Source organism: Chryseobacterium sp. Leaf404 (assembly GCF_001424145.1).
In the GTDB taxonomy this organism is placed as follows: Bacteria; Bacteroidota; Bacteroidia; order Flavobacteriales; family Weeksellaceae; genus Chryseobacterium.
In genome coordinates, this window is record NZ_LMQM01000002.1 from 33,669 (window position 1) to 59,822 (window position 26,154).

The 26,154-nt window shown below is 37.0% G+C and carries 21 protein-coding genes; 4 read left to right on the plus strand and 17 right to left on the minus strand.

Annotated features, from left to right (window positions below):
* Positions 1-118 precede the first annotated feature (118 nt).
* From ASG31_RS03910 to ASG31_RS03940, 7 genes are all read right to left on the minus strand, one after another.
* Positions 119-526, minus strand: coding sequence for a GxxExxY protein (locus ASG31_RS03910; protein WP_056028205.1), 408 nt, complete (start codon positions 524-526; stop codon positions 119-121).
* Between the two features lie 105 nt (positions 527-631).
* Positions 632-1,879 (minus strand): fumarylacetoacetase, encoded by a 1,248-nt coding sequence (gene fahA / locus ASG31_RS03915; protein ID WP_056028208.1) that lies wholly within the window; start codon positions 1,877-1,879, stop codon positions 632-634.
* Positions 1,880-2,057: 178 nt separating this feature from the next.
* Positions 2,058-2,534 carry a hypothetical protein gene (locus ASG31_RS03920; RefSeq protein WP_056028210.1) on the minus strand — a complete coding sequence of 159 codons (477 nt, stop codon included), beginning with the start codon at positions 2,532-2,534 and terminating at the stop codon, positions 2,058-2,060.
* Positions 2,535-2,606: 72 nt separating this feature from the next.
* Positions 2,607-3,737 (minus strand): 4-hydroxyphenylpyruvate dioxygenase, encoded by a 1,131-nt coding sequence (hppD, locus tag ASG31_RS03925; protein ID WP_056028213.1) that lies wholly within the window; start codon positions 3,735-3,737, stop codon positions 2,607-2,609.
* A gap of 189 nt (positions 3,738-3,926) precedes the next feature.
* The gene (locus ASG31_RS03930; RefSeq protein WP_056028216.1) at positions 3,927-4,481 is read right to left on the minus strand and encodes a hypothetical protein; all 555 of its coding nucleotides are present in this window, start codon (positions 4,479-4,481) and stop codon (positions 3,927-3,929) included.
* Positions 4,482-4,501: 20 nt separating this feature from the next.
* Complete coding sequence (locus tag ASG31_RS03935) at positions 4,502-5,776, minus strand: acetyl-CoA hydrolase/transferase family protein (protein WP_056028219.1); 1,275 nt, start codon at positions 5,774-5,776, stop codon at positions 4,502-4,504.
* 206 nt (positions 5,777-5,982) lie between these two features.
* Positions 5,983-7,170, minus strand: a complete 1,188-nt coding sequence (locus ASG31_RS03940) for a homogentisate 1,2-dioxygenase (RefSeq protein ID WP_056028222.1) — start codon at positions 7,168-7,170, stop codon at positions 5,983-5,985.
* Positions 7,171-7,558: 388 nt separating this feature from the next.
* On the opposite strand from ASG31_RS03940, the gene ASG31_RS03945 reads away from it, so the two are divergent.
* Both ASG31_RS03945 and ASG31_RS03950 read left to right on the plus strand, forming a co-directional pair.
* Positions 7,559-9,622 (plus strand): TonB-dependent receptor plug domain-containing protein, encoded by a 2,064-nt coding sequence (locus tag ASG31_RS03945; RefSeq protein WP_056028227.1) that lies wholly within the window; start codon positions 7,559-7,561, stop codon positions 9,620-9,622.
* Positions 9,623-9,717: 95 nt separating this feature from the next.
* Positions 9,718-10,188, plus strand: a complete 471-nt coding sequence (locus ASG31_RS03950; protein WP_056028230.1) for a hypothetical protein — start codon at positions 9,718-9,720, stop codon at positions 10,186-10,188.
* Between the two features lie 27 nt (positions 10,189-10,215).
* On the opposite strand, the gene ASG31_RS03955 is transcribed toward ASG31_RS03950, so the two are convergent.
* From ASG31_RS03955 to ASG31_RS03965, 3 genes are all read right to left on the minus strand, one after another.
* Positions 10,216-12,336, minus strand: coding sequence for a cation:proton antiporter (locus ASG31_RS03955; RefSeq protein WP_056028233.1), 2,121 nt, complete (start codon positions 12,334-12,336; stop codon positions 10,216-10,218).
* Positions 12,337-12,342: 6 nt separating this feature from the next.
* Entirely contained in the window at positions 12,343-12,912 is a 570-nt protein-coding gene (locus ASG31_RS03960) for a hypothetical protein (RefSeq protein WP_056028236.1), read from the minus strand.
* Between the two features lie 108 nt (positions 12,913-13,020).
* Positions 13,021-13,929, minus strand: coding sequence for a DMT family transporter (locus ASG31_RS03965; RefSeq protein WP_056028241.1), 909 nt, complete (start codon positions 13,927-13,929; stop codon positions 13,021-13,023).
* A 280-nt stretch (positions 13,930-14,209) separates the two neighbouring features.
* On the opposite strand from ASG31_RS03965, the gene purE reads away from it, so the two are divergent.
* Positions 14,210-14,713, plus strand: coding sequence for a 5-(carboxyamino)imidazole ribonucleotide mutase (purE, locus tag ASG31_RS03970; protein ID WP_056028245.1), 504 nt, complete (start codon positions 14,210-14,212; stop codon positions 14,711-14,713).
* A gap of 226 nt (positions 14,714-14,939) precedes the next feature.
* Here purE and ASG31_RS03975 read toward each other — a convergent pair whose 3' ends face one another.
* The 6 genes from ASG31_RS03975 to ahcY form a co-directional block, all read right to left on the minus strand.
* Positions 14,940-16,328 (minus strand): BspA family leucine-rich repeat surface protein, encoded by a 1,389-nt coding sequence (locus ASG31_RS03975; RefSeq protein WP_056028248.1) that lies wholly within the window; start codon positions 16,326-16,328, stop codon positions 14,940-14,942.
* 174 nt (positions 16,329-16,502) lie between these two features.
* A complete protein-coding gene (locus tag ASG31_RS03980) occupies positions 16,503-18,176 on the minus strand; it encodes a BspA family leucine-rich repeat surface protein (RefSeq protein ID WP_056028254.1) in 1,674 nt (557 codons plus the stop codon).
* Positions 18,177-18,193: 17 nt separating this feature from the next.
* Positions 18,194-19,864, minus strand: coding sequence for a BspA family leucine-rich repeat surface protein (locus ASG31_RS03985; RefSeq protein ID WP_056028256.1), 1,671 nt, complete (start codon positions 19,862-19,864; stop codon positions 18,194-18,196).
* Positions 19,865-20,066: 202 nt separating this feature from the next.
* Positions 20,067-20,321 carry a BspA family leucine-rich repeat surface protein gene (locus ASG31_RS03990; protein ID WP_157844432.1) on the minus strand — a complete coding sequence of 85 codons (255 nt, stop codon included), beginning with the start codon at positions 20,319-20,321 and terminating at the stop codon, positions 20,067-20,069.
* A 124-nt stretch (positions 20,322-20,445) separates the two neighbouring features.
* Positions 20,446-20,838 (minus strand): inner membrane protein YiaA, encoded by a 393-nt coding sequence (gene yiaA / locus ASG31_RS03995; RefSeq protein WP_056028260.1) that lies wholly within the window; start codon positions 20,836-20,838, stop codon positions 20,446-20,448.
* Positions 20,839-21,680: 842 nt separating this feature from the next.
* Complete coding sequence (gene ahcY, locus ASG31_RS04000; RefSeq protein ID WP_056028263.1) at positions 21,681-22,997, minus strand: adenosylhomocysteinase; 1,317 nt, start codon at positions 22,995-22,997, stop codon at positions 21,681-21,683.
* A gap of 269 nt (positions 22,998-23,266) precedes the next feature.
* On the opposite strand from ahcY, the gene ASG31_RS04005 reads away from it, so the two are divergent.
* A complete protein-coding gene (locus tag ASG31_RS04005; RefSeq protein WP_056028267.1) occupies positions 23,267-23,881 on the plus strand; it encodes a 4'-phosphopantetheinyl transferase family protein in 615 nt (204 codons plus the stop codon).
* Here ASG31_RS04005 and ASG31_RS04010 read toward each other — a convergent pair.
* Positions 23,862-26,123, minus strand: a complete 2,262-nt coding sequence (locus ASG31_RS04010; RefSeq protein WP_056028270.1) for an FUSC family protein — start codon at positions 26,121-26,123, stop codon at positions 23,862-23,864. The genes ASG31_RS04005 and ASG31_RS04010 overlap by 20 nt on opposite strands.
* Between the last annotated feature and the right edge of the window lie 31 nt (positions 26,124-26,154).

Below are 26,154 nucleotides of genomic sequence, written 5' to 3' on the forward strand. Positions count from 1 at the left end.
TAGAGTTATAATTATTGATTATTAAAGTTCAAAAAAGGTGAATGCAGATTCTTTAGTTTCTGTTTTTACCACAAAAGTCACAAAAGTTTTGAGTGTTATAATTAGTGATTTTTAAAGTTCAAAAAAGCATGTCATAATATTTGTTTACAAATGTTTCTTGACCTAAATGATATAAATTTTTTACATTAAAATTGACTAAAATACCTTTGGGCTTTTGCAATAAATTAATGTAGTTTAAAACCTGAGCTCTGTGAATTTCATTTAATGAAGAAACCGATTTTATTTCAAGAACAATTTGGTCTTCAACAAGAAAATCGCACGAAAAGCCACAATTGATTTCTTTTCCTTTATAGATTACTGGGATTCTTAATTCAGATTTAAAAATTATATTTCTTATGCTGAATTCCTCTATCAAACATTGGTGATAAACACTCTCAAGTAAACCTGGACCCATAATTCTATGAACTTCAATGCATGCTCCATTAATTTTATAGGTCAGATCTGTTAAATAAGATTGTGTTATCATCTGGTTTTATATACAATGATTTAACGTACAGCTTTTTTGAACTTTATTCACAAAACATCAAGCTTTAGATGTGAAAAAACTTTTGTGACTTTTGTGGTTGAAAATTTATTTAGCAGGCACAATTTTACCGGAAACTTCCCCGAAACCTACTCTCACGCCATTTTTTTCAGCCCACGCTTTCATCGTTACCGTATCGTTGTCGTTGATGAATTTTCTTTCTTCGCCGTTACTTAATGTGATCGGGTTTTGCCCTCTCCACGTTAATTCAAGCATAGAACCGAAAGATTTTGGGTCGCTTCCTGAGATGGTTCCGCTTGCATATAAATCGCCAACTTCTACGTTGCAACCGTTAACAGTCTGATGAGCCAATTGTTGGGTCATATTCCAGTACATGTGTTTGTAATTGCTTTCAGAAATGAGGTTTTTTTCACCGTTTTCCGGCTGTAAATACACTTCAAGATTGATGTCGTAATTTTTGTCTCCTTCAAATTTTAAATAATCCAAAACTTCGGGATCCTGAGTAGGAGAAGTGGTTTTGAATTGTTCTAAAGCTTCCAGAGTAACCACCCACGGAGAAACTGACGAACCGAAATTTTTAGCCAAAAACGGTCCCAGCGGAACATATTCCCAAGACTGAATATCCCGAGCTGACCAGTCGTTGAAAATCACCATTCCGAAAATAGCATCTTCAGCATCTTTTGTAGAAATAGTTTCACCCATTTCTGTATTTTTGTTCAGGATAAACGCCATTTCAAGCTCAAAATCCAATTGTTTTGATGGTCCGAAAACAGGCTTTTCTGCATCAGCAGGTTTGGTCTGACCATTTGGACGGTTGATTTCAGTTCCTGAAACCACAATTGAAGAAGCTCTACCATGATAACCTACCGGAAGATGTTTCCAGTTTGGAAGTAATGCGTTGGCGGGATCTCTGAACATTTTTCCAACGTTGGTAGCGTGCTCAATGCTGCTGTAGAAATCTGTATAGTTCGGAACGTGAACCGGCATCATCATTTTCACCTGATCCAGCTCATAAAAAGCAGCTTCTATGGTTTTTTCGTCTTTTGACAGGATTGAACCTTCCAAAAGTAATTCCTGAAGTTTCAGACGAACGGCGTTGGTTACAGGTTTTTCAAGCTCGATAAATTCGTTTAATGAGTATGCTTCAAAAACGTTGTCTTCAAGACCTTTAATATTTTCAAAATAATCAAGGTCATACAAGGTCGCCAGATCAATCACCTGATCACCGATTCTTGTACAGCAAGCGATGAATTCTTTGTTAAACACCGCTACTCCGAAAGGAATATTGTGTATCGAAAAGTCTGAATCTGAATTATATTCTACAAATGATTTCATAAGATTTTTAATTTTTATTGCACAAATTTTTTCGAATTCCACTAATTTAAGTGTGATCGTTTTTTGAAATTTCTATGCAGTTTGTTAAATGTTTTGTTAGAAAGTTTTTAGTGTTGAATAAAAATTAGCAGGATAGTTCTGCAAGCCAAAAGATAAAAGCCATTTGCCAACAGCTTAACTACTTTTTAGAAGATTTTGCTTTTGAAAAAGATGCTTCATCAATCCAACGGTCTTTGCTGTTGACGTCGATTAGGTAGAGAATTTCATCCAGCTTTGTCAGCAAAAGTGTTTTAGTAACAGGAATCGGAACTTTTTTGTTTTCAAGCATATCGGCTCTTAAAGAAACAATATTTTTTCTGCTTCTCACAATGTCACCGGAAAATACGTTCGAGGTACTTTCGTTGGTTGCTTTATCATCAAACATTTCCACGTATGTGGCATTTTTGCCTTTGATAATAATGAAATTTCTTTCTGTGTGATCTTTAAAATCTTTAATCAAGACAAATTTTTTATCATCGATATTGACATCGCTTAAATTCTGTTTAATGCCTTTTCTTTCCTCCAATTTTGTAAGAATAGCATTGATGCTTCCGTATTGAGCATTGGCAAAAAAACTGGCCCCAATAAGCATTAATCCGCTGAAAATTTTGTTCATAATCCTGTGTTTATAAAAAGTTTTGTCAGGATTGTTTGTCCTGACAAAAAACTGTATATTGTTTAAAAAAAATTAAAGATTCCCTCTTTTTTCCTGCTCTCTTTCCAACGCTTCAAATAACGCTTTGAAATTACCGGCACCAAAGCTCTGAGCCCCGTGTCTCTCAATGATTTCGAAGAATAGGGTAGGACGGTCTTCTACCGGTTTAGTAAAAATCTGAAGTAAATAACCTTCCTCATCATGGTCAATCAGGATGCCTAAGCTCTGAAGTTTTTTGATGTCTTCGTCGATGTGACCCACTCTTTCAGGAACCATATCGTAATAAGCTTCCGGTGGAGCTGAAAGAAATTCCACACCTCTTTTTTTCAATTCTGTAACAGTGTGAATAATGTCTTTTGTTGCTACTGCAATATGCTGAACACCTTCTCCTTCGTAGAAATCAAGATATTCTTCAACCTGAGATTTCTTTTTACCTTCCGCAGGCTCATTGATCGGGAATTTTGCAAAACCGTTTCCGTTTGACATTACTTTAGACATCAAAGCAGAATATTCTGTGTTGATCTGTTTGTCGTCAAAAGAAAGAATGTTTACAAACCCCATTACTTTCTCGTACCATTCAACAGTTGGGATCATTCTGTCCCAGTCTACATTTCCTACACAGTGGTCAACGTACAGTAATCCTGCTTCTTCAGGCTTGTAATCGCTTTCCAATTTTTGGTAGCCAGGCATGAAAGGACCTGTGTAATTTTTTCTTTCGATGAACATGTGAACGGTTTCTCCGTAAGTGTAAATTCCGGACATTCTCACTTCACCAAATTCGTCAGTTAAAGTTGTAGGTTCCAAATATGGTTTTCCACCTCTTTTAGTCGTTTCTTCAAAAGCTGAATAGGCATCATCAACCCAAAGTGCCAAAATTTTAACACCATCACCGTGTTTTTTTACATGCTCGCTGATTGGAGAGTCAGACTTTAAACCTGTCGTAAGGATTAATCTGATTTTTCCCTGCTGAAGAACATAAGAAGCACGATCTCTCACACCTGTTTCAGGACCTGCATACGCAACCGACTGAAAACCGAACGCTGTCTTATAATAATGAGCTGCCTGCTTTGCATTCCCCACATAAAACTCGATATAATCTGTACCGTTAATTGGCAAAAAGTTCTCTGCCTGAGCAATTTTTTCGGCAAATGTTAATGTTGACATATTTTCTGTATTTTACTTTTATTGATGTTGCAAATTACAAAATTCTGCGATAATGTTAAAATTGAAACAAACAGCTGTAAGTTAAAGTTTTAATAAAATATTTATGATTCTTTTTAAGCAGAAAAGTCATATAATAATGTACAGCTTCTTATATGGTTTCGCAAATTAATTTAGCAAAGGTATATTTAACTATTTAATTTGTCTAATAATTGCTTTTTGAGGTAAGTAATTATCCACTTTTTCTCTGTTAATTATATCTTTCTTTGTCTTTTCAAAATCAGTTGACATCATTGGAATTTTTGCATTCTCGTCATGACCGTAAATATTCTTTCCAAGTAATTTTAAAATTTCTGCAAATTCTTCATTCATAAATGGTTCTATAAAACAAAGGCTTCTGTTTTTTCCTTTATAATCAAAAGTGATAAACTTTCTCTTCCCTGCAAAAAATTGATTTTCATTTAATTTTTTTTGTTTTACAAATTTTTCTAAGTCTCGTTCTGTAAGAGAATTCAACTTTTCAATTTCACTATTGCTCAATTTATATTCAAAGAAATTTTTCCCATCCCAGCTGTCTGAATAAACAATTATATTTCCCTTCTTATCAACTGTAGAATGAGTTGAAATTTCAACAATTCCATCGCTTGTAATTTCGTAGTCTGCAATTTTAAAATTCTTAAATTTTAAGTTTTGAGCATTCAAAAAGCTAGTTATTAAAACTAAGCAGATAAAAATTATTTTTTTCATTAAATTATAAAATGTTATAATTAATGTTTAAATCTCTCAAAAGCCGCTCTCTCCAACATTTCTCTGTCATCGGGATGGGCAATACTGATTAATTCCTGAGCTCGCTGTCTGAGGTTTTTTCCGTACAGATAAACGCTTCCATATTCTGTAACCACCCAGTGAATGTGACCTCTGGTCGTCACAACTCCGGCTCCCTGTTTCAGGAAAGGTACTATTCTGGAGACTCCTCTTTTCGTTCTTGAAGTGATGGCAATAATTGGTTTTCCATCGTCACTTAGCGCGGCTCCACGCATAAAATCCATCTGTCCGCCGATGCCGCTGTACTGCATTGTTCCTATAGAATCTGCACAGACTTGTCCGGTCAAATCGATTTCAATGGCAGAATTAATGGCGACCATTTTATGATTTCTCATAATATTAATAGGGAAATTGACCGTGCTTAGATCATCGAAAGAGAAAACCGTGTTGTCGTCTACGTAATCGTATAATTTTCTCGTCCCGAAACAGAAACTTGTAATGGTTTTATTGTCGTTGTAGCCTTTGTACTTATTATTGATGACGTCATTTTGAATTAAATCAATCACTCCGTCACTCAACATTTCAGTGTGAACACCTAAGTCTTTGTGGTTTCCCAGACACTTTAAGACCGCATCAGGGATAGTTCCGATTCCCATTTGTAAAGTCGATCTGTCATCGATAAGTTCTGCAACATTTTTTCCGACCAGCATTTCATCAGGTCCTACTTTTGCGCCGTAATCTACAGTTGGAAGTTCTTCTTCATGCCAGACCAATTTATGGATTTTGCTGATGTGAAGCATTCCGTCGCCATGCGTTCTTGGCATCAGAGGATTTACAATGGCAACAATGATTTTTGCAGTATCGACGGCTGCTCTGGCAACATCTACAGAGGTTCCCAATGTACAAAAACCATGTTTATCAGGAGGTGAAACGGTAATTAAAGCAACATCCAACGGTAAAATATTTTTTCTGAATAAGATTGGAATTTCACTTAAAAAAACCGGAACAAAATCTCCGCGGTCAGAATTGACTGCATCACGCACCGGCGTTGAAACAAAAAGTGAATTCACAAAAAATTTATCCTTGTATTCAGGTTTTGCGATTTCCACATTTCCCTGTTGGGTAATGGAAACCATTTCCACATTGTCCAAACGGTGAGATTGCCTTGCCAGCTCATCAATCAAATGATTTGGAGTACACGCACTTCCATGAAAAAACACACGGTTGCCGCTTTTAATGGTATAAACAGCTTCTTCTGCACTGATATAATTATACATATTGAAATTTTTTATCGCTTACTTTAATATTCTAAAGATAAGTCTTATTGTTTAGAATAAGTCTAAATGTTGTCTTTTAAAAGTGAAGATATTTGTCATGTTTTATTGAATTTAAAAAACAAAAAGGACTGAACTTTCACATTCAATCCTTTTATCATGTATCACATTTACAGCAAAAAGCCATAAGCCATTCGCCAAAAGCAAGACTATTCCTGCGATCTGTCCTCCAAACTATGATCCTCACTTTCCAGCCACGAAGTTTTATAAGAAGGATCTTCAACTTTCATCGCTTCTTCCGTAATTTTTAAAGGTCTAAACGGGTCAACCATAACAGCATATTCTTCAGTGAATTTTTTCCCGATACTTCGTTCCATCGCTCCTGGATGAGGTCCGTGCACGACTCCGCCTGGGTGCAAAGTGAAGTCCATTAAATCGATGTGGTTTCTGCTCATGAAATCGCCTTCGGTGTAGAATAAAACTTCATCAGAGTCAATGTTCGAGTGATTGTAAGGAGCCGGAATTGCCAACGGATGGTAATCGTACATTCTTGCACAGAACGAACAAACCACAAAATTGTGTGCCTCAAAAGTCTGGTGTACTGGCGGTGGTTGGTGAATTCTTCCCGTAATCGGCTCGAAGTTTTTGATATTGAATTTATAAGGATAAAAATAACCGTCCCAACCCACAACATCGAACGGATGCGTTGCGTAGATGAAATCGGTGATCTGATTTTCTTTTTTTACTTTAATCAAAAATTCTCCCTTTTCGTCCTTCGGTTCTACAAAAGTCGGTGCGATGATGTCTCTTTCGCAAAACGGAGAATGTTCCAAAAGCTGCCCGAATTCGTTTCTGTAACGCTTCGGAGTATAAATTGGAGAGTGACTTTCCACCACAAAAAATACAGTGTCATCAGAATTTAGCTCCACCTGATAAATCGTACCTCTGGGAATAATTAAATAATCACCAAATGAAAATTCAAGATTTCCGACAAAAGTTTTCAAGGTTCCGCTTCCGTTATGAACGTATAAAAGTTCGTCACATTCAGCGTTTTTGTAGAAGTAATCCATCGATTTCCTTGGCTTCGACAATCCCATTTTCAGGTCATTGTTCACCATCAGAAACTTTCGGCTGTCCATAAAATCGTCTTCAGAAGTCACATTCATTCCTTTAAACATTCTTGGCGTCACGTTTTTGTCAACCGCGATCTTTGGAGTCACGTCTTTTGCTTCGCCGATTGATTTGATTTGCGTCGGACGGTGAATATGATAGAGCAGAGACGAAATCCCATGAAAACCTTCCGTCCCGAAAAGCTGCTCGTAGTAGAATTTATCTTCCGGAGATTTGAAAACTGTATGCCTTTTTTGTGGGATATTTCCCGAATGATGATATCTCATTTTACTTTTATATGTTGACTCTCAAATTTAATATTTTTTAATGAATTGTGTGCAAAGATTTTTAAACCACAAAAGTCACAATAGTTGAATGCTTAAGATTAAGTTTAATGAATGTTGTTGATAAGTTCAAAAAAGGTTTGAAAATAATTACATCCAGTTAAGCTGTGTTATTTTAACCACAAAAGTTAATGCCAGAAATTAAGTTTTGACGAGTGCTGTTGATAAGTTCAAAACATTTAGAATAATTACACCCAGCTTTTTTAAACTTCTGTTTTCAAAGTTGGAGAACTTTAAATAAACGAAGGCTTTTGTGACTTTTGTGGTTAATTAAAAAATAGTTTTGCTGTTCTAAAAATAATTGTTAGTTTTGTCTAACAATTTTAATTTCATGAAGCGAATATTCTTTTCTGCTATACTTTTTCCGGGTTTCTGTTTCTCTCAGGAAACGGATAGTTTAGATTTTAATAAAAAATCTGATTCCGTAAAAATTCCTGTAAAAAAGGAAAGGATAAGTGATATTGACGATGTGGTAATTACGGGAACGATAAAACCGGTAAGCAAATCTAAAAGCCCGGTGAATGTGGAAATTTACAGTCAGAAATTTTTTCAGAAAAATCCTACGCCGAGTGTTTTTGAAGCGATTGCAATGGTCAACGGAGTTCAGCCACAGCTCAACTGTTCAGTTTGTAACACGGGAGATATTCACATCAACGGTCTGGAAGGGCCATACACAATGATTTTGATTGACGGAATGCCGATTGTCAGTTCGCTCTCCACAGTTTACGGTTTAAGTGGAATTCCCAACAGTCTGATTGAAAGAATTGAGGTTGTAAAAGGCCCTGCTTCATCGCTGTACGGTTCTGAAGCGATGGGTGGCGTCATTAATATTATCACAAAAAATGCCTTAACTGCTCCAAAATTGAGTGTCAATCTGATGACAACGACATGGGTGGAAAATAATGTGGATCTTTCTACAAAATTTATTGTTGGCAAAAATGCGGCTTCTTTGTTAAGTCTTAATTATTTCAGTTTTAATGAAAAAATAGATCAGAATAAAGATAATTTCACGGATGCTGCGCTTCAGAACAGAATTTCTCTTTTTAATAAATGGAATTTTAAAAGGAAAGAAAACCGAATGGCAAGTTTTGCCTTGAGATACCTGTATGAAGACCGTTTCGGCGGAGAAATGCAGTGGAATAAATCGCACCGTGGAGGCGACGAAGTCTACGGAGAAAGTATTTATACGAACAGGGTAGAGGCTTTCGGGATGTATCAGTTGCCTTTGAAAGAACAGATTTTCGCACAGTTTTCTTATAATTACCACGACCAGAATTCATTTTACGGAAATACGCCTTATGAAGCGTTGCAAAAAGTTGCATTTGCCCAAACGTATTGGGACAAAAAGCTAGGAAATCATGATTTGATTTTAGGTCTTACTTTCAAAAAAACATTTTATGATGATAATACTCCCGGAACATTAGGTTCGGATGAAGTGACCAATCAGCCGATGAAGTCACCGATTTTTGGAGCGTTTGTTCAGGATCAATGGGAGATTAATGAAAAAAATACGGTCTTGCTGGGTTACCGTTTTGATTACGATAAAATCCACCATGCTGTGCATTCACCGCGTTTTGCGTGGAAATTTTCTCCAAATCCATATCATACTTTCAGATTTAATTTTGGAACTGGTTTCCGAGTGGTGAATTTGTTTACCGAAGATCATGCGGCTTTGACTGGCTCGCGTAAAGTGGTGATTCAGGCTGATTTAAAACCGGAAAAATCCATTAATGCAAATTTAAATTATGTCTGGAAAATTCCAGCAGGTGATCGTTTAATAAATGTGGATGCATCTGCATTTTACACTTATTTCAGCAATAAAATCGTCGGTGATTTTGATTCTGAACCTGATAAAATTATTTACGATAATCTGAATGGTTACGGAATTTCCCGGGGTGCATCGGTGAATGTGGATTTCAGTTTTAATTTTCCTCTGACTGTCAATCTTGGGGTCACTTATCTCGATGTTTATCAGAAATTTGATAATGAGAGAGAAAAATCCCGCCAGCTGCATGCCCCGAAATGGAGTGGAACATACAATTTGACTTACAAATTTAAGAACAATCTTGCCATCGATTTTACCGGACAGTTTTACGGCCCGATGCGGTTGCCTGTTTTGCCTAACGATTACCGACCGGAATATTCTCCGCTGTATTCTCTGGCGAACATTCAGGTGTCAAAGAGTTTTGAATCTGGGTTTGAAGTGTACTGCGGTGTGAAAAATTTATTCAATTTTACGCCGAAAGATCCGTTATTGCGACCATTTGATCCGTTTGATAATAATGTGAATGATCCGATCAATAATCCGAACCGTTATACTTTCGATACAACCTACGGTTATGCGCCAATGCAGAGAATCAGAGGGTTTTTGGGTGTGAAATATAATTTGAAATAATCGATGGTAAATTTATAGCATTATGATCTTGAATATATGGGATATTTCCTAAAAAACTTGGCAACTTATAGCACTAAACGGTTCAATATTTTACAATGAAAAATATTCTGTTTTTAATAATATTAATTCCACAATTTTATTTCTCACAAATAAAATCGATTTCGTTTGCAGAGTTGGAAGCGCAACAAAAAGTAAATCCGAAACCGATTATTATTCACATCTACACCCAATGGTGCTCCATCTGTAAAATCGAAGCTTTCAGTTTAAATAAAGACAAAGTTTTAGTAAAAACCATCAACGCAAATTTTCATTTCATCAATTTAGAAGCTGAAAAAATGAAGGAAAAAATTATTTTTCAGGGAAAAGAATTTAATTATTTGCCTAATGGAAACTCCGGAATTCATGAGCTGGTTTTGGCTTTATCTAAAAATAAAAACCAGCCTGTTTATCCGTTATGGATTATTTTAGATGAAAATCAGAATTTGAGTTACTATCACGAAGGGCGTTTTAGGGCCGAAAATTTAAAGGAGAAACTGTCAGAACTCATTCCGGAAAAATCTCCTTAAACAATTAAAATTATATTTTTCAAGAAATTATTTAAATATCTTCATAATCACATTCCCAATTTCCATAAAATCATCGTGATTACCTACTGAGCGCCTTTCTACATTGTTTTCTTTGTGTTCTGAGTAAGGGAAAATCAGTAAATAATTATGATCCAGCATGCTTTTGTTCAGAAGTTCTGGGATCATACGCATTCTTGGATGATAAGACTGCATTCCGTGTTTTGCCATAAAAATAATAAGACCTTCATTTTCCTTAATTTTGGAAGCCGCTTCTTCAGCATTTTCCCAGCTGTTCATGATGACAAATTCTGCTTCGATGTTGGCTTTCTTTACTATTTTCTGCAATATATCGAGAATATTTTCTTTTGCATAAAACACCACGGTCGCACCGGAATTTCTCGCAATATTCCACACTCGAACGAGCGCGTGGAAAAATCCGGCTTCTTTGTGAGCGTTTTCAGGAATGATAACAGCGTATTTTTTAATGGTCGAAAGTGGCTGTGCTGCATGGTAAACCAGAATATTAACGTCGTCATTCTTCAGATAACCGTTGTAAAGATTATGTGAAAATGAAGCAGAAAATCCTTTATCATCTTCAAGACCGATGAGTAAATCGGTGATTTTCTGTTCTTTAATCACGTTGTTTACACCATTAATCACGTCGTTGTCATATCTTTTTAATGCCTGAAGATTCACATCCGCTGCTGCCGCTGTGTCGGTTGCCTGATGTAAAAGTTTCTCAGCATTTTTTACAGAAGATTCATTTTTATCTTCGTTGATAACATTCAGAGCAAAAAAATCTTTGGTGTTGGAATGAGCTTTTATCAAAATTCCCATGTTCACCATTCTTTCAACGGTTTTCTCGTAATTTAAAGCTAAAAGAATATTTTCCTCTTCGTGGTTATTTCCTGTGATAGTTTCTTCGTTTTCTCTTGCTGCTATTTTTTCACCGCTTGCCATCGAAACGAATGATGATATGGTGCAGGAAATTAAAATAAGGAGAATGCTGCCATTTAAGACATGTTCGTTCAGAAGCCTGATCGGTTCACCGGTTTCGCTTTCCGAAATAATGATGTTGTAGCCAACCATTACCGTAGCTAAAGTTGCTGCAGCGGAAGCCGAACTTAGTCCGAAGACAAGAACGGCTTCATCTTTTGTAAAACGAAATGTTTTTTGTGCAAAAACTGCCGATATATATTTTCCTCCTATTGATGCCGTTAGCATTATACCCGCAACCTTGAGGGTCTCAAAACTGTTGAAGAAAACTTTAAAATCTATCAGCATACCGACACTTATCAGGAAAAATGGAATGAATATGGCGTTTCCGACAAATTCCACACGGTTCATCAAAGAGGATGTATGTGGTATCAATCTGTTTAATGCCAAACCTGCAAAAAAAGCTCCGATAATAGCTTCTACTCCAGCCAGCTCTGCCAAAAGTGCGGCAAGATATATCATCACCAAAACAAAAATATACTGAGAGATTTTGTCGTCTACTTTTTTAAAAAACCATCTTCCAATAAGAGGGAAAACCATCAGCACAATGATCCCAAAAATAACAAACGATCCTGTGAGTTTGAACCAAAAAGAAGTTCCCACATCTCCCTGCACCATTCCTACGACAACGGCCAAAACCAGTAAGGTGGCCACGTCAGTAATCATAGTTCCGCCAACCGTAATATTTACAGCTCTGTTTTTCGCTATACCAAGCTTGCTGATTAGGGGATAGGTAATGAGCGTTTGGGAAGAGAACAGACTCGCAAAAAGTACCGATGTCATTACAGAAAACCCCAGGATATAATATGATCCTATATAACCAAGAATAAACGGAAAAATAAATGCATATGCACCATATCCGAGACTTTTCCATTTGTTTTTTTTGAAATCGCCCATGTCGATTTCCAGACCGGCGAGAAACATAATGTAAAGAAGTCCGGTAGTTCCCGTTACTACAATGCTGCTGTCTCTGGCAAGAATGTTAAAGCCATTGGGGCCAATCACGGCACCTGCGATAATTAATCCCAAAAGATGCGGAACTTTAATTTTGTTCAGTAAAAGCGGAGCCGCCAGAATAATGATAAGAACAATCAGGAATTTCAAAACCGGATCCTCAAGAGGCAGGCTGAGATTGTGTAAGCTTAAAATCATAAGTGTTTATTTAGAGATTCTTGTCAGTTCTACAGAAAACTTCGCCATGCATTTGTTATCGATATTTACCGTACGCTGACCGCGAATTTTATTGGCTGAAAACTCATTCAGAAGAACATTCATTTCCACAGCTTTTTCTGCCGTGGAATCTGTTTTATAATTGAGTTTTACTTCGTTATTTTCAAATTTCCCTGCGTATAATCTCACAAGTTTGTTATTGTTGATAATTTTTGAAAACAGCTGCATGGAATCACTGTCAAATTCCCATGTATCAATTCTCTGGTCGCCGATCACATAGTCGCTGCACGATGATTCTGTACAGATCACCTTGCCCGTCCATGCGCCAAAAACTTCTGCCGGCCATTTTTTAATGATTTCCACAGAATCTTTTTTGCTGAAAATACTGTCTCTCATTTTTAAAAGAGATTGATATTCAGATTCTTTCGTGGCAAAAAGTTTTTCTTTTTCCAAAAGCTTATTTTCGCGATCGGTAAGTTCCTGATTTTTTTCTTTATCGTTACAGCTGAGAAAAAATATAGGTAAAATGCAGAGCAGAGAGTAAGATTTTTTTGTCATAACAGAAGTTTTGGTCTAAAAATATAGGCAAAAATCGTGACAGAAGCAAATCTCCGTAGCTGTTGGGCTTAATTTCAGGGATGTGAAATGATGTTTTTAAGGATTAAATTATCTTTCAATCTGTTTTCTCTTAAACATTTCCGGCGAATAGTTTATGATAAAAACACCGCCAATAATCAGAACTGCAGCTAATAAAAATTTAGCTGAAATACTTTCATTCAAAATCAACCAGCTGAGGAAAATGGAGATAATAGTATTAAAATAAGTTAAAATAGAAACCTGAACCGGCGAAATTTTGGTTAAAGCATAATGAAAGGCAAAAAATGCTGCCACAGAACCGAAAACCGAAAGATAAAGCATCGCTGAAATACTATTAAAGCTCCAGTTTTCAAAATTGTAATCATCTGAAAATGCCAGTGCAAAACAAAGCTGCACAATTCCGGCAAAGATAAATTGGTAGAAGAGATTCAGGGTTATATTTCCGCTCTGAAGATTGAGTTTCTTTGTGAAAATTGTTCCTGATGCCCAACCGAAAATGGCGATAAACAGGAAAATCACACCCAAGAGATATTCAGGATTGGAAAGGTCATTCAAACCGTCCCAAAAGATAAAAAGAATTCCGCTGAAACAGAGAATAATCCCCGTCATTGCCCTGAAGCTAAACTTTTGCAGACCGATTGCAATGCTTCCCAGAAAAACGATAATTGGCGAACAGGCACTCACCAGAGATGCCAGACTGCTCGTCACCCTTTCTTCTGCAACGGTTGTCATTCCATTGGCAATAATGAGCATGAGTGTTGAGAAAATGAGTTGATATTTAAGGTTGTTCCAGCCAATCCATTTGAATTCCTTTCGGTAGAGAAGAATCAGCATCATGATAATGGCTGCCAGAAACTGACGGATCCCTGCCACAAACCATCCCGGAATGGTTTCCACGGCAACACGTATCGATAAAAAAGTGGTTCCCCAAACGATGGCAACGGTGAGAATGGCTAAAGTGAGTTTGAGATCTTTCAAGACAGAGAATTGTAGCGGCAAAGATAGAGAATTTGGGATGGTTTTGCAGTTTAGTGGTTGAGTAATTTAGTGGTTTTATATTTTAGTGACTTTGTTGATTAATGATTTAGTGGTTTAGTTGGTTATTGGTTTAATAGTATATTGTTCCAGTATTTCAATTTAAAGTAGTTTTGAATCTCAAATCTCAAATCTTGCAACCCATATCCCGAATCTTAAATCTTAAATCTTGAACCTTGAATTTTAAATCTCTATCTTTGAACCATCTAATAAACTGACGAAAATGGTAGGAATAATAATGGGAAGTCAGAGCGACTTGCCAATCATGGAACAGGCAGCAACATTTTTAAAATCACTTGATATCCCTTACGAACTGACGGTGGTTTCCGCGCACAGAACGCCTGAAAGAATGTTTGATTACGCCAAAACAGCGAAAGAAAGAGGATTGAAAGTAATCATTGCAGGAGCCGGAGGAGCCGCACATTTACCGGGAATGGTCGCGAGTTGCACTACCTTACCTGTAATTGGAGTTCCGATTTTATCAAGCAATTCTATAGACGGATGGGATTCTGTTCTCTCTATTCTTCAGATGCCGGGCGGAATTCCCGTAGCGACAGTTGCTTTGAACGGAGCTTTGAATGCAGGAATTCTGGCAGCAAAAATCATTGCCAGTGCAGACGACACAGTTTCTGAAAATCTTCAGAAATACCAGGATGCTTTGAAAGATAAAGTTTTGGGAACGGTGGATGATGTTAAATCTAAACATCCCAATCATTTCGATATTTAAAAACAAAACAAAATCCGCCACGAAGCGGATTTTGTTTTTTATAAACTGTATTTGACATACAGAAAACTCCCTGCAGCAGTGCTATGGGTTGTTTCCGAAGTGGGAAAGTATGTTGCAGATGTGCATGAATCTTTCCTGAAAGTTATTCAATTTATGATATAAAAAATCAAAATTAATGTGGTAATGAGTGATTTTAAGATGAAGTTGATGTTTTTAAAGAAAGTACTTATTTTTTAATGAATTTAAACGTCCTCATTGAGTGCTTTGTTTTTAACAGGAGAATATAATTTCCCTTCGATAATACTCTGACGTCAATTTGATTTTTATCTGAATTAAAATGGTTCTGCAAAACAACTCTCCCGCTGTGATCGAAGATTTTGTAGCTGTCAGTATTTTTTATGTTTTTGAAGTAAATAAAATCAGATACAGGATTTGGGTAAATAGAACTTTCCTTTTCAAAAATGGTTTCTGAAGTGGACAGATCAGATTCGCAGGTGGGGTCGTAAACGTCGCCGGAAAATGTCCATCCTTTTACATTGATGAGGTTGTTTCTTGCGGAGACGGCAAGCGGATGTGTGTAGACTGCTGAAGATACATTTCCCAGATTAAAATTATTGGGAGAATTGGGATTATTAGACCATCCGAAAAGTGTTTTATCCCAATTGCTGCAGCTTAAATCGGTTCCGCTGAGCATTTGTAATCCATCAACTACTGAAGATAAATCCCAGGTACCGAGATCCTGATTAAATATATCTGCCGCGCCAAAAAGCAGATCCATGTGGGTGACATTTGAAGTATCCCAGTTTGAAAGATCCTGATTGAAAGCATTGCAATAATGAAATACATGATCCATACGTACTACACTCGATGTATTCCAGCTGTTGAGTGGTTGATTGAAGTTTGAGCATGCATGAAACATCCACCGTATATCTGTGACATTCGAAACATCCCAATTCCCCAATGGCTGATTGAACGCGGTTTGCCCAAACATATACGCCATATTGGTAATACTGGAGGTGTCCCAGAGAGAAATGCTCGAATTACCAACCAAGCCGCTTGAAAAAAACATAGCCTGTGCGGTTGTTACGTCTGATAAATCCGGCAAATCTGTCGCTGAAACATTGAGAAACTGACAGTTCATAAATGCAAATTCCATACTGTTCCAATGGATGTTTCCCCATTGTGAAACATTCAGGATTTTCTTGGCATCTCCGCTGTATATGTTTACAAGCGGAGGAACATCAATCGGGGTTGGGAAAAATGTGTCAGGAAATTTTACTGCCTCAAAATTTCCGTTTCCGTTGCTTACTTTCACAATATAAGTTGCGTTGGCTGGCACGGGATTTTGCGGATTGCCAAATTCAATCAGAAAGTTTTTGGATGAACTGATATTAGACAGAACACCGTTATGTGTAGGAAATCCTGCTTCTTCCCAGGCAACATTAAAATTATTGCCAGTACCTGGAAACCATATTTGTGTAGCCGTGGAAGGGATACCTCCAAATATATTTGTTGTGGAAGCATTAGAGGGTTTCCAGACAGTGATAAATTCATTCTGAGCCGTGACCGAAAGCGAAAACAGAATTAAAATTAATAATAAAAGTGATTTTTTCATAATATTTTGGTGTGATGTTGTTTTTATTATGGCAATTTTTCTTCACCCTGTAAAAATTTAAACAGAAAGTACGCGGTTTTCTTTACCTTTCTTTGGTTTTTATGGTTTGTAAAGTCTTAAAATAATAAAGTCTAAAAAGGTTTTTTAAATATTTTTGAGTTAAAGACAGGTAGGTTATTTTTTGATAAATTTAAGATTGATCAAGGCTTCTTTAGTTTTGATCTGAAACAGATAATTTCCTTTGGTTAAATTTCTTACATCAGTTTTGTCTACATTCAATTTTCCCTGTAAAACAATTCTTCCGCTGCTGTCGAAAATTTTGTAGTTCCCTGTATTTTTTAAATTTTTAAAATAAATAAAATCTGAAACCGGATTAGGATAGACTGATATCCCATTTGAAAGAGTGGCTTCAGAGATTGATAAATCTGACTCACATGTCGGCTGGTAACTGTCTCCGGTGAAAGACCAGCCTTTTGAGGTGATGAGATAGTTTCTCGCTGTCACTGCAGCCGGATGAGCGTATTTCATCGGCGATGCACTTTGAAGGCTGATGTTATTGGGAGTTGCAGGATTCAGGCTCCAGCCGTAGAGCGTCCTGTCATAATTCTGGCAGGTTAAACCGGAATTAAAAAACATTCCCTGTCCCAAAACGAGTGACGAGAGATTCCAGTTTCCCAAGTTCTGATTAAAAACTGTAGCTCCATTAAACATATTTTGAATGTTGATCATCTGGGAAGTATCCCAACTTCCGATATTTTGATTGAAGGCAACTGCCATAAAAAACATTCCATGCGCCACAGTGACATTTGATGTATTCCAGTTTCCTATCGGTTGATTAAATACCGTTGCACCAAAAAACATAGAATGCGTGGCTGTTACGTTTGAAGTATTCCAGTTTCCTATGGGTTGGTTGAAGGCTTTTGCAAAAGTGAACATACCTTCCATAGTTGTTACCTGAGAAGTGTTCCAGCTGCCGACCGGCTGGTTAAAAGCCCACGCGTTGATAAACATATTTTTCATATTGACGACATTGGCTGTGTTCCAGCTGCCGATATGCTGATTGAAGCTTTTGGCACTGTTGAACATCTCTTCCATCGTAAGAACCTGAGAAGTATTCCAATTGTCGATGGGCTGATTAAAATTCTGAGCCGATGTAAAAACATATTTCATATTCTGTACATTAGACGTATTCCAGTTTCCTATAGGTTGGTTAAATAATGTACAGCCGCTGAAGATGCCCAGTAAAGTATTGGCTGCGCCGGTATTCCAATTGTTGAAAGATGCATTTCCTGTAAGTGCTTCACAATTTCCAAACATGTAAGACAGGTCTGAAACATTGTTGAGATTCGGGCTGTCGGTTGCCGTCATATTTAAGAGTTTGCATCCGTAAAAAGCTCCTCTCATAGAAGACCATACCGTAGAACCCCACTGATTGATTTCTGTAATCTTATTTGTATCTCCGAATGAATAGGTCTGAGCCATGTTTTGAAAATCATCTCTGAATGCAACCCTATGAAAATTACCATTGCCATTGCTTACCTTTACTCTGTAAGACGCATTTTGAGGATTTGGATTAAGTGGCGTGCCAAAATCCAGAAGCACCTGTGAGGCAGAGGTAACATTATTCATAGTCATGTTGTGCGAGGGATAACCTACTTCTTCCCAAAAGATCGTATAATTGTTTCCCCGAAAAGGAGCCCACGCCTGGGTATAGGATGACGGGAAGGGAGCATCAGCTAAAGTTGAATTGGAAAAACTTTGCGGTTTCCAAGTCGTAATAAACTCGTTTTGTGCTTTTGAAAAGAAACAAAACAATAAAATGATCAAGGTAAAGAATGACCTTTCCATATCGTTTTTATTTAATGTTAATTCTTTACAATTTTAAGGATTTTTATTGTTTTATTCATTGTGATTTGAAGTATGTAGTTTCCTTTTGTTAAATTTCTAATATCAATTCGGTCTTTTTCTGATTCGCCTTTCGAAACTAACCTTCCACTGTTGTCAAAAATCCTGTAGCTCACAGCAGCCTTTAAATTTTTAAAATAAATAAAATCTGACGCCGGGTTCGGATAAATACTGAAATCGTCAGAAAATGCAGCTTCCTGTGTAGATAGAGCTGAAACACATTTGTCGTCATACGTATCTCCTGTTATCGTCCATCCTTTGGTGTTGATGAGGTAATTTCTGGCATTTACTGCTGCGGGATGCGTGTAAATCATTGGTGAGGCGCTGCTGATGTTGATATTGCTTGCTGTAGAAGGGTTTGAGCTCCAGCCGTACAGCGTACTGTCATAATTTTGGCAATTCAGTCCGGAATTTTGAAATATGCTGTATGCATTGACAAGTGAGCTGAGATTCCAGCTGCCCAGATTTTGATTGAAATTTGCAGCACCGGTAAACATATTGCTCATATTATTAACTTGTGAAGTGTTCCAGCTGCCAATATTCTGATTGAAGGCAGAGGCATTTTGAAACATCGTATTCATACTGGTAACATTCGAAGTGTTCCAGTTTCCAATGGGTTGATTGAAGACTGAAGCATTATAAAACATCCCGTGCATGACAGTTGCAGCAGAGGTATTCCAGTTTCCGATAGGCTGATTAAAGGCCTTGGCACTCAAAAACATGTGGTTCATCTGCCACACTCCAGACACATCCCAGTTGGCCAGAGGTTGATTAAAAACCCATGCGTTGGCAAACATAAATTCCATTTCATCTACATTAGAGACATCCCAGTCGCCGATGGGCTGATTGAAGCTTTTCGCGTTATTGAACATCGCGTCCATGGCGGTTACCTGAGAAGTATTCCAGTTTCCTATGGGTTGATTAAAGTTTTGATTCATCAGAAACACTGTACCCATGTTTTGTACATTACCGGTATTCCAGTTTCCTATAGGTTGGTTGAAAACAGTGCAGGACATGAAAATACCCTGTAAACTGGTTACACCGGAAATATCCCAGCTGTTGATAGAACTGTTACCGATAAGAGATGAGCAGCCGGCAAACATAGAAGACATATCTGTTACAGCACTCAGATTGGGAATATCACTAGCAGTCATATTTAAATTCATACATCCTGAAAAAGCATTACGCATAGAAGACCATACTGTAGATCCCCATTGGTTGATCTGTACAATTTTAGCGTTGTCTCCAAGATGGCCAATGGTATTTGTGGGATCATCATCGCTGAAATAAATACGGTGGAAATTACCGTTTCCATTGCTCACTTTTACTGTATAGGTGGCGTTAGCCGGAATTGGATTATGAGCGGTGCCAAAATCCAGTAAGACCTGATACTGAGAAGTAACATTACTGATCGTAGAATTATGAGCAGGATAGCCTACTTCTTCCCAGGAAATTTTATAATCTGTTCCTGCAAAAGGAGCCCATGCCTGTGTAGCAGAAGATGGAAATGGAGGATTGTTTGGAAGGATATTGGCGGTGTTGCTGGGTTTCCACGTTGTGATAAATTCATCCTGTGCTTTTGGAAAAAAACATAAAAGCGAGATGATTAAGGTGAATACTGTTTTATTCATATTAATTGGATTGGTGTAAACTTTTGATGATTCTGATATTTCTCAAGTGTTTGGGGATGTATTTAAACAGGGCAGAGTACTAAAGATGGGGTTCTGAAATGAATTTTGTCATCATTAATTTTTCTCTGCAAAACATCATATTTTGGTTGGAAGCCTTTAGCATTGCACTGCGTGAAAAATATTTCGTTTTGAGCTCTTGGGATTAAACGCAGTTGTGTAAAATATCATCTGGTTTATTTTTCAGAGTGATAAAGCTGATCGATCCCGCTATGTCAGAATGAAAAACAGCAGCACGCTTAAAAATGTTATGGAAATCTGCCACATAAGCAACATCCAAATCGCTAACAGGCTGGTAAAAACTCTGCACCATCGCAAATGTTTTGCCCATCATCCTTAAATTTGATGCATTAGACTTGTTTAGTAATTTTATTTTAAAAAAGTAATTTTCTACAATCATTATTCTGAATTTAATTTGGTATCTTAAAAGAAAATCAAAGATAGTTATTTTAATTTTCATTATTTCGTGAAATAGTGATTTTACCCAAAAAAAAAACCACCGGATCTGGTGGGTTTCAGCTCTTTTATTCCTGAGTCATATTGTCTCTCGTATTTTTCTGGACGGCGATGGCACCAAATAAAGCCAGCAGAAATGCAAATCCGTAGAATCCTTTTTCACTTGGTAAAATGGTGGCATTCCAAAGACCAATGGCCAGCAAAACAATCGATGAAAGCGTCGCAAACCAACAGATTCCGTAATAAATATCAGTTACTTTGATGTTTTCCAAACGGTCACGCACGGCTTTCTGAAGTGAAACTACCGCAAACAAACCGTACAGCAGAATGGTGAAATAATATCCTTTTTCGTTAAGCTGCATTTCGGCTCTCGCCAACCCTACAATAAATCCTATCATTCCCGCTCCCAATGCTATCCAAGATGCTGCGACGAATGCGGTTGAAACTCCCTGTTTTTTCATTATTTGTTTTTTTGTTTATTAATGATATCAAATATATTATTTTTTTGTGAATCTGTCTGATGAAATATAGGATTTTATCACTTTTATTGGAAAAACGAAGTATATCTGTGTAAGTTTTTAAATTTAAAATGAGTTGGCTACATTAATTGAAACTTGATAATATATCTGTTAGTTAGTGAAGAATAGATTTCAATAACTTGAATACGAGATAAGAAAGATTCTATAATTCAACAGGAATGTGCTTTAACCCATTCATGGAAAAAAGATATACATTTGGCCTTAGCCGAAATCTACCTTAAAGTTTCGGCTAAAGCTTTATAATGTTCATTATAAGAAAGATCTGGCTAAAGCCCGACGCTATTGATTTAACTCTGTGAAAATTTATACTTAAAGCTTAATCCGAAATCATGTTAATTAATATATGTGTCAATTCCCCTCCTCTGGAGGGTGGCGAAAAATCTTCGATTTTTTGACGGGGTGGTGTATGCGCAATCTTGGACTAGCCCCGATAGCAGCGGCATCCTTTTGTGATGAGGAACAACGAAGAGCAAAAGAAACAGCGGATAGCGGGAAAAAGCTCTTTAGTGTGTTTGAGAGTAGGAGAGTCGGAGAGTGAGAGAGTTTGAGGAGAAGTATTCTAGTGGTTTAGTAATTTAGTTGATTAGATTTTAGTTTTAGGGTTTTAGGGTTTGAGAGTGGAAAGTGGGAGAGTTTGAGAAAATTTGTATAAAAAAACGCTCCGGAAAAATTTCCGAAGCGTTGTATATTGATGATTGCCAATGATTGCTCATTATCAATTGCTCATTATCAATTGCTCATTATCAATTGCTCATTACCGATAATTAATATCTGTAGTATTCCGGCTTGTAAGGTCCATGTACTTCTACACCGATGTACTCAGCCTGCTCAGTAGAAAGAACTTCCAACTCTACGCTTAATTTTTTAAGGTGAAGAGCTGCTACTTTCTCATCTAAATGTTTTGGTAACATATACACTTCGTTTCCGTAAGCCTGAGAATTAGTCCAAAGTTCGATTTGAGCCAAAGTCTGGTTAGAGAATGAGTTAGACATTACAAACGATGGGTGACCAGTTGCACAACCAAGGTTTACCAATCTGCCTTCAGCAAGAATGATCACCTCTTTACCTTCTTCCAAAGTATAGATGTCAACCTGTGGTTTAACCTCAGATTTTGTGTGTCCGTAGTTCTCGTTTAACCAAGCCATATCGATTTCGTTATCGAAGTGACCGATGTTACAAACGATAGCTTTATCTTTTAATTTTAAGAAATGTTCTTTTCTTACGATGTTGAAGTTACCTGTTGTAGTGATTACGATATCTGCGTTATCTACTACAGAATCTAATCTTTTTACTTCAAAACCGTCCATTGCAGCCTGTAGCGCACAGATTGGATCGATTTCTGTAACCGTAACGATAGAACCGGCACCCCTGAAAGATGCAGCAGTACCTTTACCTACGTCTCCGTATCCGCAAACTACCACTCTTTTACCGGCCAACATGATGTCAGTTGCTCTTCTTACAGCATCAACTGCAGATTCTTTACATCCGTATTTGTTGTCAAATTTAGACTTGGTAACAGAATCATTCACGTTGATTGCAGGCATTACCAAAGTTCCGTTTTTCATTCTTTCGTACAATCTGTGAACTCCTGTAGTTGTTTCTTCAGAAAGACCTTTGATGTCTTTTGTGAATTCAGGATATCTGTCGAAAACCATGTTGGTTAAATCTCCACCGTCATCCAAAATCATATTTAATGGCTTTCTGTCTTCACCAAAGAATAAAGTCTGCTCAATACACCAGTCAAATTCTTCTTCGTTAAGACCTTTCCAGGCATAAACAGGGATTCCTGCAGCGGCAATTGCAGCAGCAGCGTGATCCTGAGTAGAGAAAATATTACAAGAAGACCAGGTAACTTCGGCACCTAATGCAACCAAAGTTTCAATCAAAACTGCAGTCTGGATCGTCATGTGAAGACATCCTGCGATTCTTGCTCCTTTCAGCGGCTGAGATGGCCCATATTCTTCACGGATAGCCATCAAACCTGGCATTTCTGCCTCTGCCAAGGTAATTTCTTTTCTTCCCCATTCTGCAAGGGAGATATCCTTAACTTTATAAGGAATGTATTGTGTTGTTGTACTCATATCTTCTGAATGATTTTAAATTCAAATATTTAAAGTGCAAAATTACAACATATAGTTTAGAAAAAAAAACGCATCCTTTACTTCAAAAATATGAGTTTTCACAGTTTTCTTTAAACTTAAGAGGATTAAGCTGTATTATAAGTTTAAAAAAATAAATCAATTATTTTTCAGGCCAGCTTTTATTTCAGAATCTGAGTAGGCAAACTTGCTTCTCACAACATCTATTATCCCAGAAAAAATTCGTTATTTTTGCACAATAATTCAAAACGATGCCTCTTTACCGGGATTTTTCTGATGATAAAGCCACCATTCTTGTCTGGAAATATGACGGGAATGATGATTTGAATATAGATGAACTTTTAGAGCCTGAAAATGCGGAAAAAGTAAAAGATTATCATCCGAAAAAGCTCCTGGAAGTTTTAATGGTGAGGAGACTTCTGAAAAGTTTAAAACCTGATTCTAAAATCCTGTACAGAGAACGCGAGCCCTTTCTTTCTCCCAACGATGCCGAAATCTCAATCACACACTCTTATCCTTTTGCTGCGATAGCAGTTTCAAAAAATAAAATAGGAATTGATATAGAGAAATTCAATCCTAAAATTTTAAGGGTTATAGATAAATTCACTTACGAAAATGAGCGCGGGTTCATCCCATCTGATGCGGAAGTCATATTCTATACCATCATCTGGAGTGTGAAAGAAAGTATGTATAAAATTCACCATTCCAAACACTGGTCTCTGAAAAAACATTACGAGGTGAAACCTTTTGGGCTGAAACATCTTTATGATATCCGTTGCAGAGTGCATGACGACAAAATTTCGGATGAACTGAAAGCACGTGTGAAATTTTTTGATGATTACTGTTTTACGATTGTGGAGGAGTAATCTCTTCGTCACGGTATTTTTCTATCACTTTACGCTGCTCTTTTGCAACATCGTAAATTAGTTCCAGCACATCCTGAATGTTTTTCAGTTCGGTTAAATGTGATATTTTATTAGGGTCCCGGGTGTCGTAATGCTCTCTTTCCAAAAGTTCGGTTTTCCTTTTATGAAGCATATCTTCAATTGAAGAATCTTCAGGTTCCAGACGGCTGTCCATTTTCAGAGTCTCTGTAATTCTTTCACCATGCAGAATTGCAGAAACCTGATTCATTTCAGACTCTATTTTTCTGCTCCAGCTTTCAGAATCAATTTCGGGATACGTGTGAGTGCTTTTTGCATATTGAGATAAAGATGCCGTGTAAGCAGTAATTAAATGGGACGTAGCAACAAACTGATGCACCACTTCAAGTTTTTTCTGCTGGTTTTTCGGGTCAGAAATCATTCTCTGAAAATTATCCGAAAGATTGGCTAAAGAGATAATTGCGTTTTTACGCTTTACTTTATAATCTTCCACATTGAAGTTCTCATTGAGGAATTTAGACATTACACTGTGAAAATATTTTAGATTGGATTCAGCAGATTTTTTCATTAAATCTAAATTCTGCGTGTGTTCCCAAACCGGCAGTACGATGTAGGATACAAGAAATGCGATAATTCCCGCGATAAAAGTATCTACAATTCTGTCTTTAAAAATAACATTTACATTTCCCGGATTTAAAAAATTAAAACTTAAAAAAATATAAATGGTCATAAACAAAACTGCCCAGAAATATCTTCCTTTCAGAAAAGTAAAACAAAGAATCATGCTTAATAACAGAATGCTGAACAGAACGGCATTAATATGAACGAAATGCAGCAAAGCATAAGCTATCAGTGCTCCGGCAACGGTGCCGTAGAAACGCAGAAAGTTTCTCTGTTTGGTGATAGAGTAGGCCGGTTTTAAAATGGCAATAACCGTAATCAAAATCCAGTAGGTATGGCCAATCTCCACAAAAGGAAGTAAAGAAACCAAATACCCCATCAAAAGTGCAATCGTAATTCTGATTGCATGACGGAAATGGGAAGAGGTAAGCGAAATATTACTTTTTAAAACTTTAAAATTGATCTTCTCTTCATTCGGTAAAAATTTTTTTAAATCCAATCCTGTGGAAAGACTTTTGGCCAGTTTTACGTTTTGAGAAAAAACCTTATAAATCTCATTAATCTCTTTGGTGATATCATTAATTCTCATCATTATCTGACGAAGAATCATGAAGTTTTCAAGCGTTTCCGGTGTCATCATTTTATTTCGTAATTCGAAATAATGTACATTGAGCTCGTGCTCGTGAAAATGGAGATCCAAAATAGGTCTTGCACGTGTGCTGCTTTGCAGAGAGATCCCAATGTTGGCAATCTCGTCAGAAAGAATATTCAGATAATCATGAATTTTTACTAAAATTTCGGTGTCTTCAAAACTTTCCTGAAGTTTTTTGTAATCACTTTCTGAGGTCATCAGTTTTTCATGAAGATCCATCGAATTTAAAAACATCAGCATCAGCAATCGGCTGATAGTGGTGGATTCATTGACGATTGTTCTTGTTTTAAAAACGGTTTCGCGGGTTTCTTCCTGAAGATTTTTAATGCCTACCTGCTTCCCGATGATCTGGAGGCTCAATTTATCGAAATCTGGATTTTTCTGATAATAATTGGCTTTAATCCTTAGAAATTCTGCCAGCTGAAGGTAATTTTCACCAATCATCTGACTCGCCAGTTTATAAGGCTGAATGGTAGTTACAATAAGGAAAATCAACAGAAACCAGATGCATCCTGCTGCAAAAATAGCTAAGCTCTTAAAAATGTTTGCTCCTGTTAAATGCCCGTCGATAAAAATTGCCAGAACAACCAATGCTAAAGAACCCACGGCTGCAAGTCTCTGACCGTAAACTCCGATTAAAGAAAAGAACATTCCGAAAGCAAAAATTTCTAAGATAACGAGGGGAAGAATTCCTTTTACCAAACTTGCTATCAACGCAACAATGGTGAAACAGAAAATAGAAAATGCCAGCGAGTTTCTCCGTCTGATAAAAGGTCCCGGCTGATCTGTCAAAGCCACGAAACTTGTTCCTAAAGGAAAAAGAAAGTACTCTTTAAGCAATCCGAAATGTGCTAAAACCAAACACGGAATCACCGTTGCGAATGTAATTCTTATCGCAGAATAAACATATTGGCTGGTAATTATTTTTTTAAGCTCCGAAGAATAGTTCATTATGCAAAAATAAGGGTTATCTGTGGATTGA

What these genes read in the sequence shown, in the direction of transcription:
- fahA (WP_056028208.1), bottom strand. Translation starts at nt 1,879, where the DNA reads ATGAAATCATTTGTAGAATATAATTCAGATTCAGACTTTTCGATACAC.
- hppD (WP_056028213.1), bottom strand. Translation starts at nt 3,737, where the DNA reads ATGTCAACATTAACATTTGCCGAAAAAATTGCTCAGGCAGAGAACTTT.
- ASG31_RS03920 (WP_056028210.1), bottom strand. Translation starts at nt 2,534, where the DNA reads ATGAACAAAATTTTCAGCGGATTAATGCTTATTGGGGCCAGTTTTTTT.
- yiaA (WP_056028260.1), bottom strand. Translation starts at nt 20,838, where the DNA reads ATGAAAAAACAGGGAGTTTCAACCGCATTCGTCGCAGCATCTTGGATA.
- ASG31_RS03960 (WP_056028236.1), bottom strand. Translation starts at nt 12,912, where the DNA reads ATGACAAAAAAATCTTACTCTCTGCTCTGCATTTTACCTATATTTTTT.
- ASG31_RS03910 (WP_056028205.1), bottom strand. Translation starts at nt 526, where the DNA reads ATGATAACACAATCTTATTTAACAGATCTGACCTATAAAATTAATGGA.
- ahcY (WP_056028263.1), bottom strand. Translation starts at nt 22,997, where the DNA reads ATGAGTACAACAACACAATACATTCCTTATAAAGTTAAGGATATCTCC.
- ASG31_RS04005 (WP_056028267.1), top strand. Translation starts at nt 23,267, where the DNA reads ATGCCTCTTTACCGGGATTTTTCTGATGATAAAGCCACCATTCTTGTC.
- ASG31_RS03955 (WP_056028233.1), bottom strand. Translation starts at nt 12,336, where the DNA reads ATGATTTTAAGCTTACACAATCTCAGCCTGCCTCTTGAGGATCCGGTT.
- ASG31_RS03985 (WP_056028256.1), bottom strand. Translation starts at nt 19,864, where the DNA reads ATGAATAAAACAGTATTCACCTTAATCATCTCGCTTTTATGTTTTTTT.
- ASG31_RS03945 (WP_056028227.1), top strand. Translation starts at nt 7,559, where the DNA reads ATGAAGCGAATATTCTTTTCTGCTATACTTTTTCCGGGTTTCTGTTTC.
- ASG31_RS03990 (WP_157844432.1), bottom strand. Translation starts at nt 20,321, where the DNA reads ATGATTGTAGAAAATTACTTTTTTAAAATAAAATTACTAAACAAGTCT.
- ASG31_RS03975 (WP_056028248.1), bottom strand. Translation starts at nt 16,328, where the DNA reads ATGAAAAAATCACTTTTATTATTAATTTTAATTCTGTTTTCGCTTTCG.
- ASG31_RS03930 (WP_056028216.1), bottom strand. Translation starts at nt 4,481, where the DNA reads ATGAAAAAAATAATTTTTATCTGCTTAGTTTTAATAACTAGCTTTTTG.
- ASG31_RS03950 (WP_056028230.1), top strand. Translation starts at nt 9,718, where the DNA reads ATGAAAAATATTCTGTTTTTAATAATATTAATTCCACAATTTTATTTC.
- ASG31_RS04010 (WP_056028270.1), bottom strand. Translation starts at nt 26,123, where the DNA reads ATGAACTATTCTTCGGAGCTTAAAAAAATAATTACCAGCCAATATGTT.
- ASG31_RS03940 (WP_056028222.1), bottom strand. Translation starts at nt 7,170, where the DNA reads ATGAGATATCATCATTCGGGAAATATCCCACAAAAAAGGCATACAGTT.
- purE (WP_056028245.1), top strand. Translation starts at nt 14,210, where the DNA reads ATGGTAGGAATAATAATGGGAAGTCAGAGCGACTTGCCAATCATGGAA.
- ASG31_RS03980 (WP_056028254.1), bottom strand. Translation starts at nt 18,176, where the DNA reads ATGGAAAGGTCATTCTTTACCTTGATCATTTTATTGTTTTGTTTCTTT.
- ASG31_RS03935 (WP_056028219.1), bottom strand. Translation starts at nt 5,776, where the DNA reads ATGTATAATTATATCAGTGCAGAAGAAGCTGTTTATACCATTAAAAGC.